Origin of the sequence: Clavibacter tessellarius (assembly GCF_001618005.1) — a bacterium.
Taxonomy (GTDB): Bacteria; Actinomycetota; Actinomycetes; order Actinomycetales; family Microbacteriaceae; genus Clavibacter; species Clavibacter tessellarius_A.
In genome coordinates, this window is the sequence record NZ_LQXA01000061.1 from 119926 (window position 1) to 134286 (window position 14361).

The following is a 14361-nucleotide window of genomic DNA, read 5'->3' on the forward strand; positions in this document are numbered from 1 at the left end:
GCAGGGTCCAGCGGCGGGTCGGGCGCGACGCCGCTCGTCAGGAGACGGACAGGCCGAGCCGGCGGCCGGCGAGGCCGCGGCCGCGGGACGCGAGGTGGTCGGCGACCTCCTGGATCCGCCGGGCCGCCGGATCTTCGGGCGTCGCGAGGACGACCGGTGCTCCCGCGTCGCCGCCCGTTCGGAGGGCGAGGCTGAGCGGCACGCTCGCGAGCAGCGGCACGGGCGCATCCTGCCCGGCGGAGAGCCGTCGGGCGACCTCCTCGCCGCCGCCAGCCCCGAACAGCTCCAGCACGGATCCGTCGGGCTGGACGAACCCGGCCATGTTCTCGACGACGCCGACCACGCGCTGCCCCGTCTGCCGCGCGACGAGCCCGCTGCGCTCGGCGACGTCCGCGGCGGCGGGCTGCGGCGTCGTGACGACGAGCACCTCGGCGTGGGGGAGCAGCTGCCCGACCGTGATGGCCACGTCGCCCGTGCCGGGCGGCAGGTCGAGCAGCAGCACGTCGAGGTCGCCGAAGAAGACGTCGGTGAGGAACTGCTGGATGGTGCGGTGCAGCATCGGCCCGCGCCAGGACACCGCGGTGCCGCCGGTGGCGTCGGGGTCGAGGAACATGCCGATGGAGATGACCTTCACACCGTGCGCGACGGGCGGCAGGATCATGTCGCCGACGCGCGTGGGCTGGGCGGTGCGGCCGTCGGCGTCGACGAGACCGAGGATCCCCGGGATGGAGAACCCGTGCACGTCCGCGTCGACGAGGCCCACCGCGAGGCCCTTCGCCGCGAGCGCGACCGCGAGGTTGGCGGTGAGGGTGGACTTGCCGACGCCGCCCTTGCCGCTCGTGACGGCGTAGACGCGCGTGAGGCTGTCGGGGCCGAACGGGATGCCGCGCTGGGCGGCCGGACCCCGCAGGCGCTCGGTGAGCGCGCGTCGACGCTCGGGGCTCATGACGCCGACCGCGAGCTCGAGCCGCGCGACGCCCGGCACCGCGGTGACGGCCTCGCGGACGTCGCGCTCGATGCTGGTGGCGGCCGGGCAGCCGACGATCGTCAACGCGATGTCGACGTGCGCGACGCCGTCGGCCTCGACCCGCACGTCGGAGACCATGTCGAGCTCGGTGATGGGGCGGCGGATCTCGGGATCGACCACCCGGCTGAGCGCGCGCCGGACGTCGTCGGCGGTCACGGAGGGGGCGCGGGGATCGTCAGCGGCCATGCGTCCTGCGGGTGCCGACGCCGGTCGCCCCGTCGGTGCCCTCGGCGTCGTCCGACTCGGGCTCGTCCCGGCGGTCGAGCTCCTCGAGGAGCTGGCGGAGCTCGGCGCGGATGAAGTCCTTCGACGCCACGTCCTTCATCTGCAGGCGCAGCGACACGACCTCGCGCGCGAGGTACTCGACGTCGGCCACGTTGCGCTCGGCGCGCTGGCGGTCCTGTTCGATCTGCACCCGGTCGCGGTCGTCCTGCCGGTTCTGCGCGAGGAGGATGAGGGGCGCCGCGTAGGAGGCCTGCAGCGACAGGATCAGCGTGAGGGCCGTGAAGCCGAGGGCCGCCGAGTCGAAGCGCGCCGACTCCGGGCCGTACGTGTTGTAGCCGATCCACGCCACGCAGAACGCGGTGAGGCCCACGAGGAACCAGGGCGTGCCCATGCCGCGCGCGATGGACTCGGTGAAGCGGCCGAACCGGTCGCTGCTGCCGCGCGTGCGCAGCGGGAGGACGGTGGTGCGGAGGCCCTTGGGGGCGTCCAGGCGGATGTCGCGGTTACTCTGCCGTGCCACGGGGGATCCTCCGTCCTCGTACGGGTCCTGCGATGGGGATGGCGGCCGTGGCCGTGCCGTGGAACCGGGCGGTCGCGCGCTTGCGCGTCTCGCGTTCCGCGTCGGCGCTGCGCCAGTCGTCCGGCAGCAGGTGGTCGAGCACGTCGTCGATGGTGACCACGCCGACCAGGCGGTGGTTCTCGTCCACCACGGGCACGGAGACGAGGTTGTAGCTCGCCATGATCCGGGAGACCTCGGCCGCGCTCGTGTCGGCGCGCACGGGTTCGAGGCCCTGGTCGAGCAGCGTGCCGAGGCGCTCGTGCGGCGGGTAGCGCAGCATCCGCTGGAAGTGCACCATGCCGAGGAAGCGTCCGGTGGGCGGCTCGTAGGGCGGCAGCGTGACGCACACGGCCGCGCCGAGGGTGGGCGCGAGCTCATGGCGGCGGATGAGCGCGAGCCCCTCCGCGACCGTCGCGTCGCCCGAGACGATGACCGGGTCCGTGGTCATGAGGCCGCCCGCGGTGTCCGGCGCGTAGCTGAGGAGCATGCGCACGTCGTCCGCCTCCTCCGGCTGCATCAGCTCGAGGAGGGCCTCGCCGCGCTCCTCGGAGAGCTGCGCGATGAGGTCGGCCGCGTCGTCCGGCTGCATCTGGTCGAGGACGTCGGCGGCGCGGTCGTCGTCCAGGGTCGCCATGATCTCGACCTGCTGCGACTCCGGCATCTCCTCCAGCACGTCCGCGAGGCGCGCGTCGGGCAGCTCCTCCGCGACCTCCAGGCGCCGGGCCTGGGGGAGGTCGAGCAGGGTGTTGGCGAGGTCGGCCGGGAGGAGGTCGGAGTAGGCGGCGAGGAACTGCGAGGCGGACTGCGCGACGCCCTCGTCCTGCAGCTCCGCGACCTCCTCCCACGCGGCGAAGATCGTCGCGCCCTTCGCGAAGGGCGAGGGGCTCGTGCGGGGGCGGCGGCAGAACAGCTGCGCGACCTCCCACTCGGCCTGGCGGGACTCCTCGATCGCGACGTCCTCGATGACCGCGGTGCCGGATCCGTCGCGCATGCTCACGCGGCGGCCGAGGATCTCGGCGATGACGCGCACCTCGCCGCCGCGCTGCTCGAAGCGGCGCAGGTTGATGAGGCCGGTGGTGATGATCTGGCCCGAGCCGATGCTCGTGACGCGCCCGATGGAGAGGAACACGCGCCGCTTGCCCGGCACCTCGACGATGAGGCCCACGACGCGCGGCGGATCGTCCTTGCGGTAGACGACGAGCACGTCGCGCACGCGCCCGACGCGGTCGCCGGCGGGGTCGAACACGCTGCACCCGGCGAGCCGGGCGACGAAGACTCGGGAGGCGCTCACGAGGCCAATCTAGTCGCTCGCCCTGCCCCCTCCCGGCCGCCCGTGGAAGACTGCACGGGTGACCTCCCCACTGATCGGACGGACCCCCCGCGCGCGCATGCCCCAGCTCCCGAAGGGCGAGCCCGTGGCCACCTACGACACCTACGACGAGGCCCAGAAGGCCGTCGTCGCGCTCGCGGAGGCCGACTTCCCGGTCACGCAGGTGAGCATCGTCGGCAACGAGCTCACGAGCGTCGAGCGCGTCACCGGCAAGCTCACCTACGCCCGGGCCGCGGCGGCGGGCGGTGCGAGCGGCGCCTGGCTCGGCCTCTTCCTCGGCCTCGTCACGTTCCTCTTCTCACCCGTGCCCAACGTCTCGTCGGTCATCGGCGCGATCATCATCGGCCTCGGGTTCGGTGCGATCTTCGGCATCGTCAGCTACAGCATCACGCGCCGGCGCCGGGACTTCACCTCGGTCATGCAGGTCATCGCGACGAGCTACTCCGTGGTGGTCGAGCCCGACTCGCTGCACCGGGCGCGGAACGTGCTGGGTCTCGGGGCCCCGACCACCTCGGTGTACGGGGAGCCGGTCGTGACCCCTCCCGCGGCGCCGAGCCGGCCGCCCGCGTCGCGTCCGGCCGGCCCGTACGGGGAGCGCGTGCCCGAGCAGGGCGGAGGATCCGACGCCCCCGAGCCGACGGCGCCGCCGACGTCCACGGACCGACCCGTGGGGGAGCAGGGCGCGCAGGGTGCCTAGCCGTACTTCCCGGTGAGGTTGTGAACGCGTTCGGCGGGCGTCAGCCCGCCGAGTGCGGTATGGGGTCGGTGCCGGTTGTAGTGGTGGATCCAGTCGGGGTAGGTCGCTGAGCGTGCCTCATCGCTGGAGTAGAGCCGGTCGTAGGCCCATTCGGTCGCGAGGGTCCGGTTGAAGCGTTCGACCTCGCCGTTGGTCCGTGGGCGGTAGGGGCGGGTGCGGCGGTGCGTGATGGTGCCGAGCGCTGCGGCGAAGGCGCGGGATCGGTAGCAGGCGCCGTTGTCGGTCATGACTGCGGTGACGGTGAAGCCCGCGGTCTCGAAGAACGCATTCGCGCTCTGCCAGAACCCGGCCGCAGTCTCCTTGCGTTCGTCGGTGTGCTGCTCGGAGTAGACCAGCCTCGAGTAGTTGTCGATGGCGTGGTGGAGGAGCGCGTAGCCCCTGCCGTGCTTCGTGTTGTGCCTGTTCCCCACGACCCGGCCGAGCATGCGGTGCCCGCCGCCGTCTGGAATCCGACCGAGCTTCTTCATGTCGACATGGACGAGTTCCCCGGGTGCAGCAGCTTCGTAGCGGACCGGCCGTGCTCGCCGGACCGGGAGTCCGGTGGCCTGATCAAGGTGAGCGAGCCGTGGCATCCGGTACCGATTCAGGACCCGCTCGACCGTGGAGCGCGGGACGCGGAGGTGGTAGCCGATGCGGTGCGGGCTCCATCGTCGGGTGCATCTCAGCGCGACGATGCGCCGCTCCAGATGGCGACCCGTGCGCGTCGGTTGTCGACGCGGGCGAGAGGAACGATCCGTCATCGGCAACCCGGCCGCCTAGCGACGCGCCCACTTCGATGCGGTCGCTGGTGAGCACTGGAACCGCTCCGCCGCGCGCCGGACCGACCATCCGTCCTCGACGATCAACCGGGCAAGACGAAGCCTGCCCGCGGGCGTGGACGGGGCGTTAGCGTGAGTCACGAAGACCTCCGTGGAAGATGCGTGTGTGGTAACCCACATCGTCCCGGAGGTCTTCGTCATCTGCCCCTGCGTTCACAACCTCCCGAGGAAGTACAGCTAGCGGTCAACGCGACCGCGTCGCTCGTCGCTTGATTTAGCAGCTACTAAAGAACTCCCCCGAGGTCACTCGCATCCAGTGATGTTGATGCCAACTTACTTGATTTCAGCTCCGGCCTCGACGGTGCGACCGGCAAGGGGCTCGTTGAGCTTCACAAGGGCGGAGCCTTCGTAGGCGACAGTCGCGCACGCCTGTGGCGCATCGGGTAAAGTCCCTTGTCGAAGAGTGACAGTAATTGAATCATCGTATTCTTCGACCACTGTTCGGATCCCATAGCAATCAGGATTGTCGCCCGTATAAAAGACTCTTACGTGCGTGTCGTCGACAAGTTCTGAGCGCTTCCAGTCCAGAACCGACTCGTCCTTGAGGTCAGATCGAGACTGAACGTCTGCCGGGCCGGATGGGATTACATTCGGCGCTGCACCAGCACTCGAGCCAGTATTTCCACCGGAAGAACCCGAAGAGTTCATCGAGCACGACCCGAGTAGGAGTGCAGCACCGACTGTCGTCATGCAAACGGATAATGTGCGCAACGTCGTCTGGCTCATAGGCTCCGTTCTACCAGTCCTTGTCGGCCGCGCCGTACATGTCGGCTACAGCGCCCCGGGAGTGGGGCCCGTTGATGTTGGCATAGCCATCGGCGGGGCCCCAGGACGACACGGACATGATCACGCCCAGCCCAGAGGAATTGCTGTAGTCGCGCAACCAGGGTCCGCCCGATGCTCCGCCTCCCCAGTTGCAGCCCGACATGCCGTGGAAGCGGTAGAAGTCGAGGTACCGGTTCTCGCTGCCGCCCCAGCAGGCTTGCATGACCTCTCCGCTACTGACGTTCGCCGGATATCCGAAGAGCGTTGCGTCGAAAACATTGCCTGTCCACGTCATTCCGTGTCCTCCAACGGCGTTGACAACGGTTGATCCACTCGCGTTGGTATTAGTGGTGACCATTGCGAAGTCGGAGGCAAAGCCGCGTCCCGTTGCCCCGAATCCAATCCAGTCGTCCATTGTGCGGAAGTAGTTAGATGTGAAGGTGCCGTGGGGGCGGGCTCCGTTGTGATATTCGGGAACAAATGCCCAGTTCTGGTGCCAGCTACCACCGGGCCCCTTATGGACGCAATGGCCGGCGGTAGCAACAAGCCGCCTGGATGGGCTGTTCAGCGCAGAGCCTGAGCATATTTTGTTCTCGCCGGTACTAGCGTCACGAAAGTAGATCTTACCGTTTGTTGGCGAGAAGTTCGACACGGGAGTGACGGCTCGTGCTGCATCGCCGACAGCTTTCGCCGGGGCAGGCTTGACATCTTCGGCATGGACCTCTTCGTCAGCATACTGCTCGAAGTAGCGCTGCGCGTCTGCCATGGTGGCGTCGTCGACCTTCGGCATTTCTACGGGGGTCGCCTCGGCCATTCGCTCATCGGTCCAGTAGTCCAGAATCAGTTGATCGTCACTTGAATGTGAGCGCAACTCGGGCCGAGCTGTTGAGGGGTGGGCTTCGTCGACAAATACGGGAGCCTTGGCGCCGGTGCTGTGGCCCGACGTGGGAAGCGCATCCTGTCTTGATTCTGCCCCGGCAGGGCTTGCGATAGCAGTGGTTGCAATGAGGGCGACGGGTATTACCGCAGATATTGCGACTCGTTCTAGTTGTTTGATTATAGACAATGGACCCCCCTGGGGTTCGGCACAGCTCGGGTCTAACCGCAGTCTGTCGTCGACATAAGGCGCTAACCGTAGAGCCTTATTCGCCGATTTTGCTGCGGCAATTACGCAAGTCTGGCAGGTTCGATCATGCCCGTATAGGCCCCCGATACTGGGGCTCAAGCGTGGTCGGTTGGCGTTGATTTGAACGTTGTCCTGCTGGCGCGTTCGGTGGTCTATCGGCTGCAGGAGGGCCCGAGTCCGTACTACGAATAGAGGTAAGAATCAGGCGCTTTGGGTGATGGCGACCGAGCCCCTGGCGTGCCTCATGTCTCGATCCGCGTCTGCTCCTGCGCACTCCCGGTTGAGCGCGAGGTGCAGGGTGGCGTGATCGTTACGTTCGCACCGGGTGCTGGCCATTATCTGCGTCATGTCCTGAGCGCGCGCCCGATCGCGATGCCCGCACGTAAGGGGCGGCAGCCTCGCGGATGATGCGTGACTTGTTCCGGTGTCCACGGCGCTCCGCGAGCGCTTCCACCTCGGCGTCGAGCGCTGCAGTCGCGCGTACGCGCCAGAGGGGCCCGGATGTCGGCGGTGCGTCGACGCGCGGCCGCCCAAGTGCGATCTCCGCGTCGTCGTCGAGCGTGTCGGCGCCGGTCGCGGCCATGAGGTCCCCTGCGCCGGCATCCGGGTCGTCGACGTGCGTGCGCTCGGTCCCAGGAATGGGGGCCAGCTCCCCGCGCTCCGCAGCGCGCCGGATCGGCCACCCGTCCTCGATGATCAACCGAGCAAGACGAAGCCTGCCCGCGGGAGTGAAGGGGGCGTTAGCGTGAGTCACGAAGACCTCCGGTGACGACGGTGAGTGTGGTAACCCACATCTCGTCCCGGAGGTCTTCGCTATCCGCCCCCGCGTTCACGACCTCCCGAGGAAGTACAGCTAGCCGTCGGGTGCCGCGGAGCGGTCGCTAGGCGCGGCCCGCCATCCACGCCTCGACCTCGTCGGCCGTGCGCGGGATCCCGGCGGACAGGTTCTCGGCGCCGTCGCGCGTCACGAGGATGTCGTCCTCGATGCGCACGCCGATGCCGCGGAACCGCTCGGGCACCGTGAGGTCATCCGGCTGGAAGTAGAGGCCCGGCTCGATGGTGAAGACCATCCCCGCCTCCACGAGACCGTCGATGTACATGTCGCGACGGGCCTGCGCGCAGTCGTGCACGTCGAGGCCGAGGTGATGGCTCGTGCCGTGCACCATGTACCGGCGGTGGTGCTGGTTGTCCGCCTCGAGGGCCTCCTCCGCGGTGACGGGCAGCATGCCCCAGTCGGCGACCTTCCGCGCGATGACCTGCATCGCCGCCGCGTGCACCTCGCGGAAGCGGATGCCCGGGCGCACGATCGCGAGCGCCGCGTCGGCCGCCTCGCGCACGGCCTCGTAGACCTCGCGCTGCACGTCGGTGAAGGTGCCGGAGACGGGGAGCGTGCGCGTGATGTCGGCCGTGTAGTAGCTGTCGAGCTCCACGCCGGCGTCGACGAGGATCAGGTCGCCGGGGACGACGCGGCCGTCGTTGCGGGTCCAGTGCAGGATGCAGGCGTGCGGGCCGGACGCCGCGATGGTGTCGTAGCCGACCGCGTTGCCGTCGGCCCGTGCGCGCGCGTTGAAGACGCCCTCGACGACGCGCTCGCCGCGCGGGTGGGCGAGGACGGCCGGCATGTCGGCGATGACGTCGGAGAAGCCGCGCCCGGTCGCGTCGACGGCGCCGCGCAGCTGGCGGATCTCGTAGGCGTCCTTGACGAGGCGGAGCTCGGAGGCGTCGCGGGCGAGGAGCGCGTCACCGTCGAGGTCGGCGTCGGGGTCTCCGTCGGCGTCGGTCCCGATGCGCGCCGCGTCGACGCGGGCGGCGATCACGGCGTCGGCCTCGCGGATCACGCGGACGGCGCCCGCCGCGGCGATCGCGTCGTCGACGTCGGCCAGGGGCGCGGTGGAGAGGCCGAGGTCGGCGGCCACCTGACGGAGCGACGGGCGCGGGCCGATCCAGAACTCGCCGATCTCCGCGTTGGCGTAGAACTCGTCGCTGTCGCGCCCGGCGCGCTCGCGGAAGTACAGGGTCGCCTCGTGCGCGGAGCCGTCGGCCGCGGATCCGGCAGCCACGGGCTCGAGCACCAGCACGGCGCCGGGCTCGCTGTCGGCGCCCCAGCCGGTGAGGTGGGCGAAGGCGGAGTGGGCGCGGAAGGGGTAGTCGGTGTCGTTGCTGCGCTGCTTCAGGCGGCCGGCCGGGATCACGAGGCGCGTGCCCACGTGGAGCGCGGAGAGCCGGCGGCGGCGGTCCGCGGCGAAGGGCGCCTGCTCGCGCGCGGGCGGGTCGACCTCCTCGCGGTCGGCCCAGTTCGTGGAGACGAAGTCGCTGAACGCGGTGCTGGCGGGCGTCGTGCTGCGGTTCGAGGTGGCGCGCGGGACGGGGGCCGCTCCCGATCCCGCGACCGGTGCGCCGGTGGCCGGCCCGCCCGCGGGCGCGGTGACGGCGGGCGCCGGGGTCTCGGTCGTGGCGAGCGGCGCGGCCGGATCGGCGACGATGTCGTCTGGGGTGGTCTCGGACGCGGTGTCGGTGTTCTCGGCCATCCGTCGATCATCCCACCTGCTCCGCGCGTCGGCGCGGCGGGGGCAGCGCGTCGGGCGTGCACCGGGCGACGCCCGGGTCAGCGCAGCGGCGTCAGCTGGGCGACGATCGGCCGGTGGTCGCTGCCGGCGCCGTCGCGGTCCTCGACGACGCGGAAGCCCGTGACCTCCCATCCGGGCGTGGCCATGATGTGGTCGATGGGCGTGCCGAGGAGCGCCGGGACGCCGGTCGGCCAGGTGCCGACGGCCGCGTTGCCGGACGCGCGCGCCGCGTCGACGCACTGCCCGAGGTCGGTGACCTGGTCGCGCTCGGTGGGTGTGCCGCCGTAGCGGCTCATGTGGTCGAGGGTCGCGTTGAAGTCGCCCGCGATGATCACGTTGCCCTCGTCGCAGCGCTGCCCGAGCCAGGCGAGGTCGGCGCGCCAGTTGTCCATCTGCTCGGGGATGGGGGAGACGGGGTGGACGGCCATGATGACGGGCCCGTTCCCGTCGACGGGCTCCATGATGACGGTGGGCAGGACGCTCGTGGTGCCGCGCGACTCGTCGAGCCGGTAGTCGCCGTACGCCGCGCTGATGAGGATCGTGGTGGAGCGCGCCGCGGCCACGTCGTCGAAGGCGACGGTGCGGACCCACATGGGCCGACCCGCAGCGCGCATCATGACGGCGATCTCCGCGCCGGTCTCCTCGCGCGTCTCGGGCAGCGTGATCACGTCGGCCGCGGACTCGATGGCGAGGTCGGCGACCGCGCGCGGACCCGTCGCGCCGCCGAGCGTGTTCCAGGAGAGGACGGTGACGTCGGCGTCCTGCGGATCCGCGAACGCCGTGTCGCCCGCGCCGCGCGTCGCGAGGACGGCGGCGTTGGCGCCGATGAAGACCGCGAGCAGCAGCGCGAGGCTGCCGAGGAGGCGTCGGGCCGGCCGGATCGCCAGGCAGAGGAGGAGGGTCAGGGCGAGCACCGCGGCGGACGCGGCGACGAGCGCGCCGCGGATGGCGACGGCGTGGGCGACGAGGTAGCTCTGCTCGAGGCCGAGGAGCTGGGGCCACGTGATGACGAGGAGGCAGGCGGCCGTGACGAGGATGACTGCTGCTCCGACGACCCGACCCATGACCCGCTCCACACTATGGCGGCTCTCTGGGAGAGCGCCGCCGTCGGCACCGCACGGCCGGGAGGTGCTCGGGGCGGCGGATAGGATCGCAGGATGCCGGACGAGCAGCCGGGTCCCATCGACCTGCACACGCACAGCTCCGTGTCCGACGGCACCGAGACGCCCGCCGAGCTCGTCGCGCAGGCCGCGCGGCAGGGCCTCTCGGCCGTGGCGCTCACCGATCACGACTCGACCGCGGGCTGGGCCGAGGCGTCCGCCGCCGCCGTCGCGCACGGGATCACGCTCGTGCCCGGCATGGAGATGAGCACGCAGCTCGAGTACGCGAGCGTGCACGTGCTCGCCTACCTCTTCGACCCCGAGGACGCCGACCTGGCCGCGATGACCGCGCGGGTCCGCAGCGAGCGCATGACGCGCGCCGAGGCCATGGTCGGCCGCATCGCCCGGGACTACGCCCTCACCTGGGAGGACGTGCTCGCGCAGACCACGCCCGGCAGCACCATCGGCCGCCCGCACATCGCCGACGCGCTCGTCGCCCGCGGCCACGTCGCCACGCGCACGGCCGCCTTCGAGAGCATCCTGCACTGGCAGGGCGGCTACTACCGGCCGCACTACGCGCCCGATCCGATCCTCGGCGTCGAGCTGATCACCGCGGCCGGCGGCCTCGCGGTGCTCGCGCACCCCGGCGCCCGCGGCCCCGAGCGCGTGCTGTCGGACTCGCGCATGACGGCGCTCGTCGCCGCCGGCCTCTTCGGCCTCGAGGTGCGACATCGCGACAACCCGCCCGCGTCGCGCGTGCGCCTCACCGCGCTGGCGGAGCGGTTCGGCCTGGAGGTCACGGGGTCCAGCGACTACCACGGCGCGGGGAAGCCCAACCGCCTCGCCGAGAACTCCACGGAACCGGCCGTGCTCGCGCGCATCGTCGAGCGCGCGACGGGGTGGGCGCCGGTCGTGCCCATCCCCGCGGCCTGACCCGCACCCGTCCGCGGGGACGACGAGAGGGGCCGCATCCGGTGGATGCGGCCCCTCTCGCGGTGCGGTGCGGTGCGGTGCGGTGCGGTGCGGTGCGGTGCGGTGCGGTGCGGCTAGGCCGTCGCGGTCGGGCGGTCGCCGCCCGACCGACGGCGGCGGTTCCGCGAGCGCGGGCGCGTCTCGCCGTCGGGACGCGGCGCGTCGTGGCCGCCGGCCGTGTCGGGCTGCTCGCTGCCGATGACCGCGGTGGCCTCGGCGGGGGTCGACGCCGCGGAGGAGCCGCTGCGCGAGCGCGAGCGCCCGCCCGAGCGGTCGCCCTCGCGTCCGCCGGAGCGGTCGCCGCCCCGTCCGCCGTCACGGCCCCCGTCGCGTCCGCCGGAGCGGCCGCCGTCGGAGCCGCGGCTGCCGGGACGCTCGCGCGGCGTGCCGTCGGGGTTCACCGTGGGCGTCGCGCGGAGGCGGCCCTTCGATCCCGCCGGGATGTCGAGGTCGGTGAACAGGTGAGGCGACGAGGAGTACGTCTCGGTCGGCTCCGGCTGGCCGAACTCGAGGGCGCGGTTGATGAGCGCCCACTTGTGCAGGTCGTCCCAGTCGACGAACGTGACCGCGATGCCGGTCTTGCCCGCGCGGCCCGTGCGCCCGACGCGGTGCAGGTACGCCTTGTCGTCCTCGGGGATGGTGTGGTTGATCACGTGCGTGACGTCGAGCACGTCGATGCCGCGCGCCGCGACGTCGGTGGCGATGAGGATGTCCTTCTTGCCCGCCTTGAACGCGGCCATGGCCCGCTCGCGCTGCTCCTGGTTGAGGTCGCCGTGCACGGCCGCGGCGTTGAAGCCGCGGTCGTTGAGCTCCTCCACGAGGCGGGCGGCGGCGCGCTTGGTGCGCGTGAAGATGACGGTCTTGCCGCGGCCCTCGGCCTGCAGGATGCGGCCGATGACCTCGTCCTTGTCCATGTTGTGCGCGCGGTAGACGAGGTGGCGGATGTTCGCCTGCGTGAGGCCCTCGTCCGGGTCGGTCGCGCGGATGTGGATCGGCTTCGTCATGAAGCGGCGGGCGAGCGCGACGATCGGGCCCGGCATGGTGGCCGAGAACAGCATCGTGTGGCGCACGGCCGGGGTCTGCGCGAAGAGCCTCTCGATGTCGGACAGGAAGCCGAGGTCGAGCATCTTGTCGGCCTCGTCGAGCACCATCTCGCGCACGCCCTGGAGCGACAGCAGGCGCTGGCCCACGAGGTCGAGGAGGCGGCCGGGCGTGCCGACGACGATCTGCGCGCCGGCCTTGAGCTGCTCGATCTGGCCCTCGTACGCCTTGCCGCCGTAGATGGAGACGACGGTGGTGGCGCGGTTCGCGGTGGCGAGCTGGAGGTCCTCGGTGACCTGCACGGCGAGCTCGCGGGTGGGCACGACCACGAGGGCCTGCACGCCGGGCTCGGGGGTGAGCCCGAGCCGCTGGATGAGCGGGAGGCCGAAGCCGAAGGTCTTGCCGGTGCCCGTCTTGGCCTGGCCGATGATGTCCTGGCCGGCCAGCGCCAGGGGGATGGTCTGCTCCTGGATGGGGAAGGGTTCGAGGATCCCGTGGTCGGCGAGCGCCTGGACCATGTCCTCGTCGATGTTCAGTTCGGTGAAAGTCACGTTGTGCCCTGTCTAGCGGTGCGGTCCACGCCCGGTCTGCTTCTCTGCGGGCGCGATGGGGCCCTTCCGTTGAGGGACCACGGGCGAGTTTAGCGGGCGGGGGCCCGGACGCCGCCTCCCGCTCCCTTTACACTGGCCACGTGCTCAAGATGTTCGGACGCCGGTCGACGACGATCGAGGCGCCCCGGGTCAGGTCCCGCGGCGAGTCGAAGCGCCGCGCCGCCGCGCCGACCGTGAGCGTCGACGATTTCTCGCCCGACACCCTCCGCTTCCTCGGCGCCGCCGCGTACCTGCAGCTCACCGTCTTCGAGACGCTGTCGCGGGCCGTGACCGAGGCGCCCGACCTCGCCGGCAAGGAGGCCGTCTCCACGGCCGCCGGCATCGCGCTCGGGAAGCACCAGGCGCTCGCCGCGGAGATCAAGCGGCTGGGCGGCGAGCCGAGCGTCGTGATGGAGCCCCACCGCGCGGCCTTCGACCGGTTCACGGCCGTCGTCGCGGGCGCCGACTGGTTCGAGAGCCTCATCTCCGCCTACATCACCACCGGGCTGCTCGACGACTTCTTCGTGCGCCTCGCCTCCGCCCTCCCGTCCGACCAGCGGCAGCGCGTCGTCGTGCTGCTCTCCTCGGGCATCGGGCAGCAGGGCCTCGTCGACGCGGTACGTGCGGGGATCCGGCGGGACCCGCGGCTCGCATCGCGGCTCGCGATGTGGGGCCGCCGGCTCGTGGGGGACACGCTGCTCGTGGCGGGCACGGCGATGCGGGCGTCCCTCGCGGATCCGGCCGACGCGCGCGTGCACCTCGAGCCCGTGTTCGCGGGCATCATCACGGCGCACACGCGGCGCATGGACGCGCTCGGGCTCACCGCCTGACGCGCCGCGGTCCTCGACGACCGCCCCCGATGCGACGACGCCCGGCCCCTCGGGGACCGGGCGTCGCGGCGTGCGAGGCGCGGGTCAGCCGCCGATGGCGGCCAGGGCGCGCGCGTCCGCGGCGGACCGGCGCCGCCCCAGGAAGAGGTCGACGCCCGCGGCGACCAGGGCCGAGACGCCGAGCGTCGCGATCCAGATCACGCCCTGGTCCCAGCGCAGGCCCGCCCAGGTGAGCGCGACCCACGCGACCATCGCGGCGATCGTGCCCACGGCGGGCACCAGCAGCGCGCCGTGCGTGCCGCGGTGGGGGAGCGCGTAGCGCGCGACGAGGCCGATGAGGGCGCCGAACAGCGCGACGAAGAGGAGCTCCACGGTCGAGGGCGGGCTAGCGGACGAAGCCGATGCGCGGGGCGTCCGCGCTGCCGAGCTCGACGTAGGCGAGGTGGGCGGTGACCGCGAGGTGCGTCGCGCCCTTGTCGTCGGTGAAGGAGAGGAAGGGCGCGGAGTCGCGGACGGCCGCGGCGACGGTCTCCTGGACCTCCTCGGGCGTCTGCTTGGTGCTGAAGGAGAGCTCGCGGGCGGTGTTGACGAGGCCGATACGGATTTCCACGGGAGGTGCCTTTCGATGCGTCGGATGCGACGGTGCTCCCTCAG

General features: G+C 71.4%; 13 protein-coding genes and 2 pseudogenes. 3 read left to right on the top strand and 12 right to left on the bottom strand.

Annotated features, from left to right (window positions below):
* Positions 1-37: 37 nt before the first annotated feature.
* The 3 genes from AWH51_RS15365 to AWH51_RS15375 are packed head-to-tail and all read right to left on the bottom strand — an operon-like array spanning position 38 to position 3102.
* Complete coding sequence (locus tag AWH51_RS15365) at positions 38-1213, bottom strand: Mrp/NBP35 family ATP-binding protein (RefSeq protein ID WP_063072914.1); 1176 nt, start codon at positions 1211-1213, stop codon at positions 38-40.
* Positions 1203-1772, bottom strand: a complete 570-nt coding sequence (locus tag AWH51_RS15370; RefSeq protein WP_063072915.1) for a DUF1003 domain-containing protein — start codon at positions 1770-1772, stop codon at positions 1203-1205. Before AWH51_RS15370 ends, AWH51_RS15365 begins: the two co-directional genes overlap by 11 nt.
* Positions 1756-3102, bottom strand: a complete 1347-nt coding sequence (locus AWH51_RS15375) for a magnesium transporter MgtE N-terminal domain-containing protein (protein ID WP_063072916.1) — start codon at positions 3100-3102, stop codon at positions 1756-1758. Before AWH51_RS15375 ends, AWH51_RS15370 begins: the two co-directional genes overlap by 17 nt.
* 58 nt (positions 3103-3160) lie before the next feature.
* On the opposite strand from AWH51_RS15375, the gene AWH51_RS15380 reads away from it, so the two are divergent.
* Complete coding sequence (locus tag AWH51_RS15380; protein ID WP_063072917.1) at positions 3161-3838, top strand: general stress protein; 678 nt, start codon at positions 3161-3163, stop codon at positions 3836-3838.
* Here the strand turns inward: AWH51_RS15380 and AWH51_RS15385 are convergent.
* The 6 genes and pseudogenes from AWH51_RS15385 to AWH51_RS15405 all read right to left on the bottom strand — a co-directional run bounded on the left by AWH51_RS15385 (position 3835) and on the right by AWH51_RS15405 (position 10238).
* A pseudogene (locus tag AWH51_RS15385) lies at positions 3835-4797 on the bottom strand (IS481 family transposase). The gene AWH51_RS15380 and the pseudogene AWH51_RS15385 sit on opposite strands and share 4 nt — an antisense overlap.
* A gap of 655 nt (positions 4798-5452) precedes the next feature.
* Positions 5453-6295, bottom strand: coding sequence for a trypsin-like serine peptidase (locus AWH51_RS16110; RefSeq protein WP_131798152.1), 843 nt, complete (start codon positions 6293-6295; stop codon positions 5453-5455).
* A 622-nt stretch (positions 6296-6917) separates the two neighbouring features.
* Entirely contained in the window at positions 6918-7190 is a 273-nt protein-coding gene (locus AWH51_RS15395; protein ID WP_175345543.1) for a ribbon-helix-helix protein, CopG family, read from the bottom strand.
* Between the two features lie 65 nt (positions 7191-7255).
* Positions 7256-7361, bottom strand: a pseudogene (locus tag AWH51_RS16350) (IS481 family transposase); the annotation flags it as partial.
* 127 nt (positions 7362-7488) lie between these two features.
* Entirely contained in the window at positions 7489-9135 is a 1647-nt protein-coding gene (locus AWH51_RS15400; RefSeq protein ID WP_063072918.1) for an aminopeptidase P family protein, read from the bottom strand.
* A gap of 77 nt (positions 9136-9212) precedes the next feature.
* Positions 9213-10238 (bottom strand): endonuclease/exonuclease/phosphatase family protein, encoded by a 1026-nt coding sequence (locus AWH51_RS15405; RefSeq protein ID WP_063072919.1) that lies wholly within the window; start codon positions 10236-10238, stop codon positions 9213-9215.
* A 93-nt stretch (positions 10239-10331) separates the two neighbouring features.
* Between AWH51_RS15405 and AWH51_RS15410 the strand changes: the two genes are divergently transcribed.
* The gene (locus AWH51_RS15410; RefSeq protein ID WP_063072920.1) at positions 10332-11207 is read left to right on the top strand and encodes a PHP domain-containing protein; all 876 of its coding nucleotides are present in this window, start codon (positions 10332-10334) and stop codon (positions 11205-11207) included.
* A 113-nt stretch (positions 11208-11320) separates the two neighbouring features.
* On the opposite strand, the gene AWH51_RS15415 is transcribed toward AWH51_RS15410, so the two are convergent.
* Complete coding sequence (locus tag AWH51_RS15415) at positions 11321-12838, bottom strand: DEAD/DEAH box helicase (RefSeq protein ID WP_063072921.1); 1518 nt, start codon at positions 12836-12838, stop codon at positions 11321-11323.
* Positions 12839-12987: 149 nt separating this feature from the next.
* Here AWH51_RS15415 and AWH51_RS15420 point away from each other — a divergent pair, with 149 nt between their 5' ends.
* Entirely contained in the window at positions 12988-13707 is a 720-nt protein-coding gene (locus tag AWH51_RS15420; RefSeq protein WP_254654609.1) for a ferritin-like fold-containing protein, read from the top strand.
* Positions 13708-13791: 84 nt separating this feature from the next.
* On the opposite strand, the gene AWH51_RS15425 is transcribed toward AWH51_RS15420, so the two are convergent.
* Positions 13792-14079, bottom strand: coding sequence for a hypothetical protein (locus tag AWH51_RS15425; RefSeq protein WP_063072923.1), 288 nt, complete (start codon positions 14077-14079; stop codon positions 13792-13794).
* 13 nt (positions 14080-14092) lie between these two features.
* Entirely contained in the window at positions 14093-14317 is a 225-nt protein-coding gene (locus tag AWH51_RS15430; RefSeq protein ID WP_063072924.1) for a DUF3107 domain-containing protein, read from the bottom strand.
* Positions 14318-14361: the final 44 nt, after the last annotated feature.

Bases quoted from the DNA above. Each gene is read 5' to 3' on its own strand.
- AWH51_RS15365 (WP_063072914.1), bottom strand. From the start codon at position 1,213: ATGGCCGCTGACGATCCCCGCGCCCCCTCCGTGACCGCCGACGACGTC.
- AWH51_RS16110 (WP_131798152.1), bottom strand. From the start codon at position 6,295: ATGGCCGAGGCGACCCCCGTAGAAATGCCGAAGGTCGACGACGCCACC.
- AWH51_RS15395 (WP_175345543.1), bottom strand. From the start codon at position 7,190: ATGGCCGCGACCGGCGCCGACACGCTCGACGACGACGCGGAGATCGCA.
- AWH51_RS15400 (WP_063072918.1), bottom strand. From the start codon at position 9,135: ATGGCCGAGAACACCGACACCGCGTCCGAGACCACCCCAGACGACATC.
- AWH51_RS15405 (WP_063072919.1), bottom strand. From the start codon at position 10,238: ATGGGTCGGGTCGTCGGAGCAGCAGTCATCCTCGTCACGGCCGCCTGC.
- AWH51_RS15410 (WP_063072920.1), top strand. From the start codon at position 10,332: ATGCCGGACGAGCAGCCGGGTCCCATCGACCTGCACACGCACAGCTCC.
- AWH51_RS15420 (WP_254654609.1), top strand. From the start codon at position 12,988: ATGTTCGGACGCCGGTCGACGACGATCGAGGCGCCCCGGGTCAGGTCC.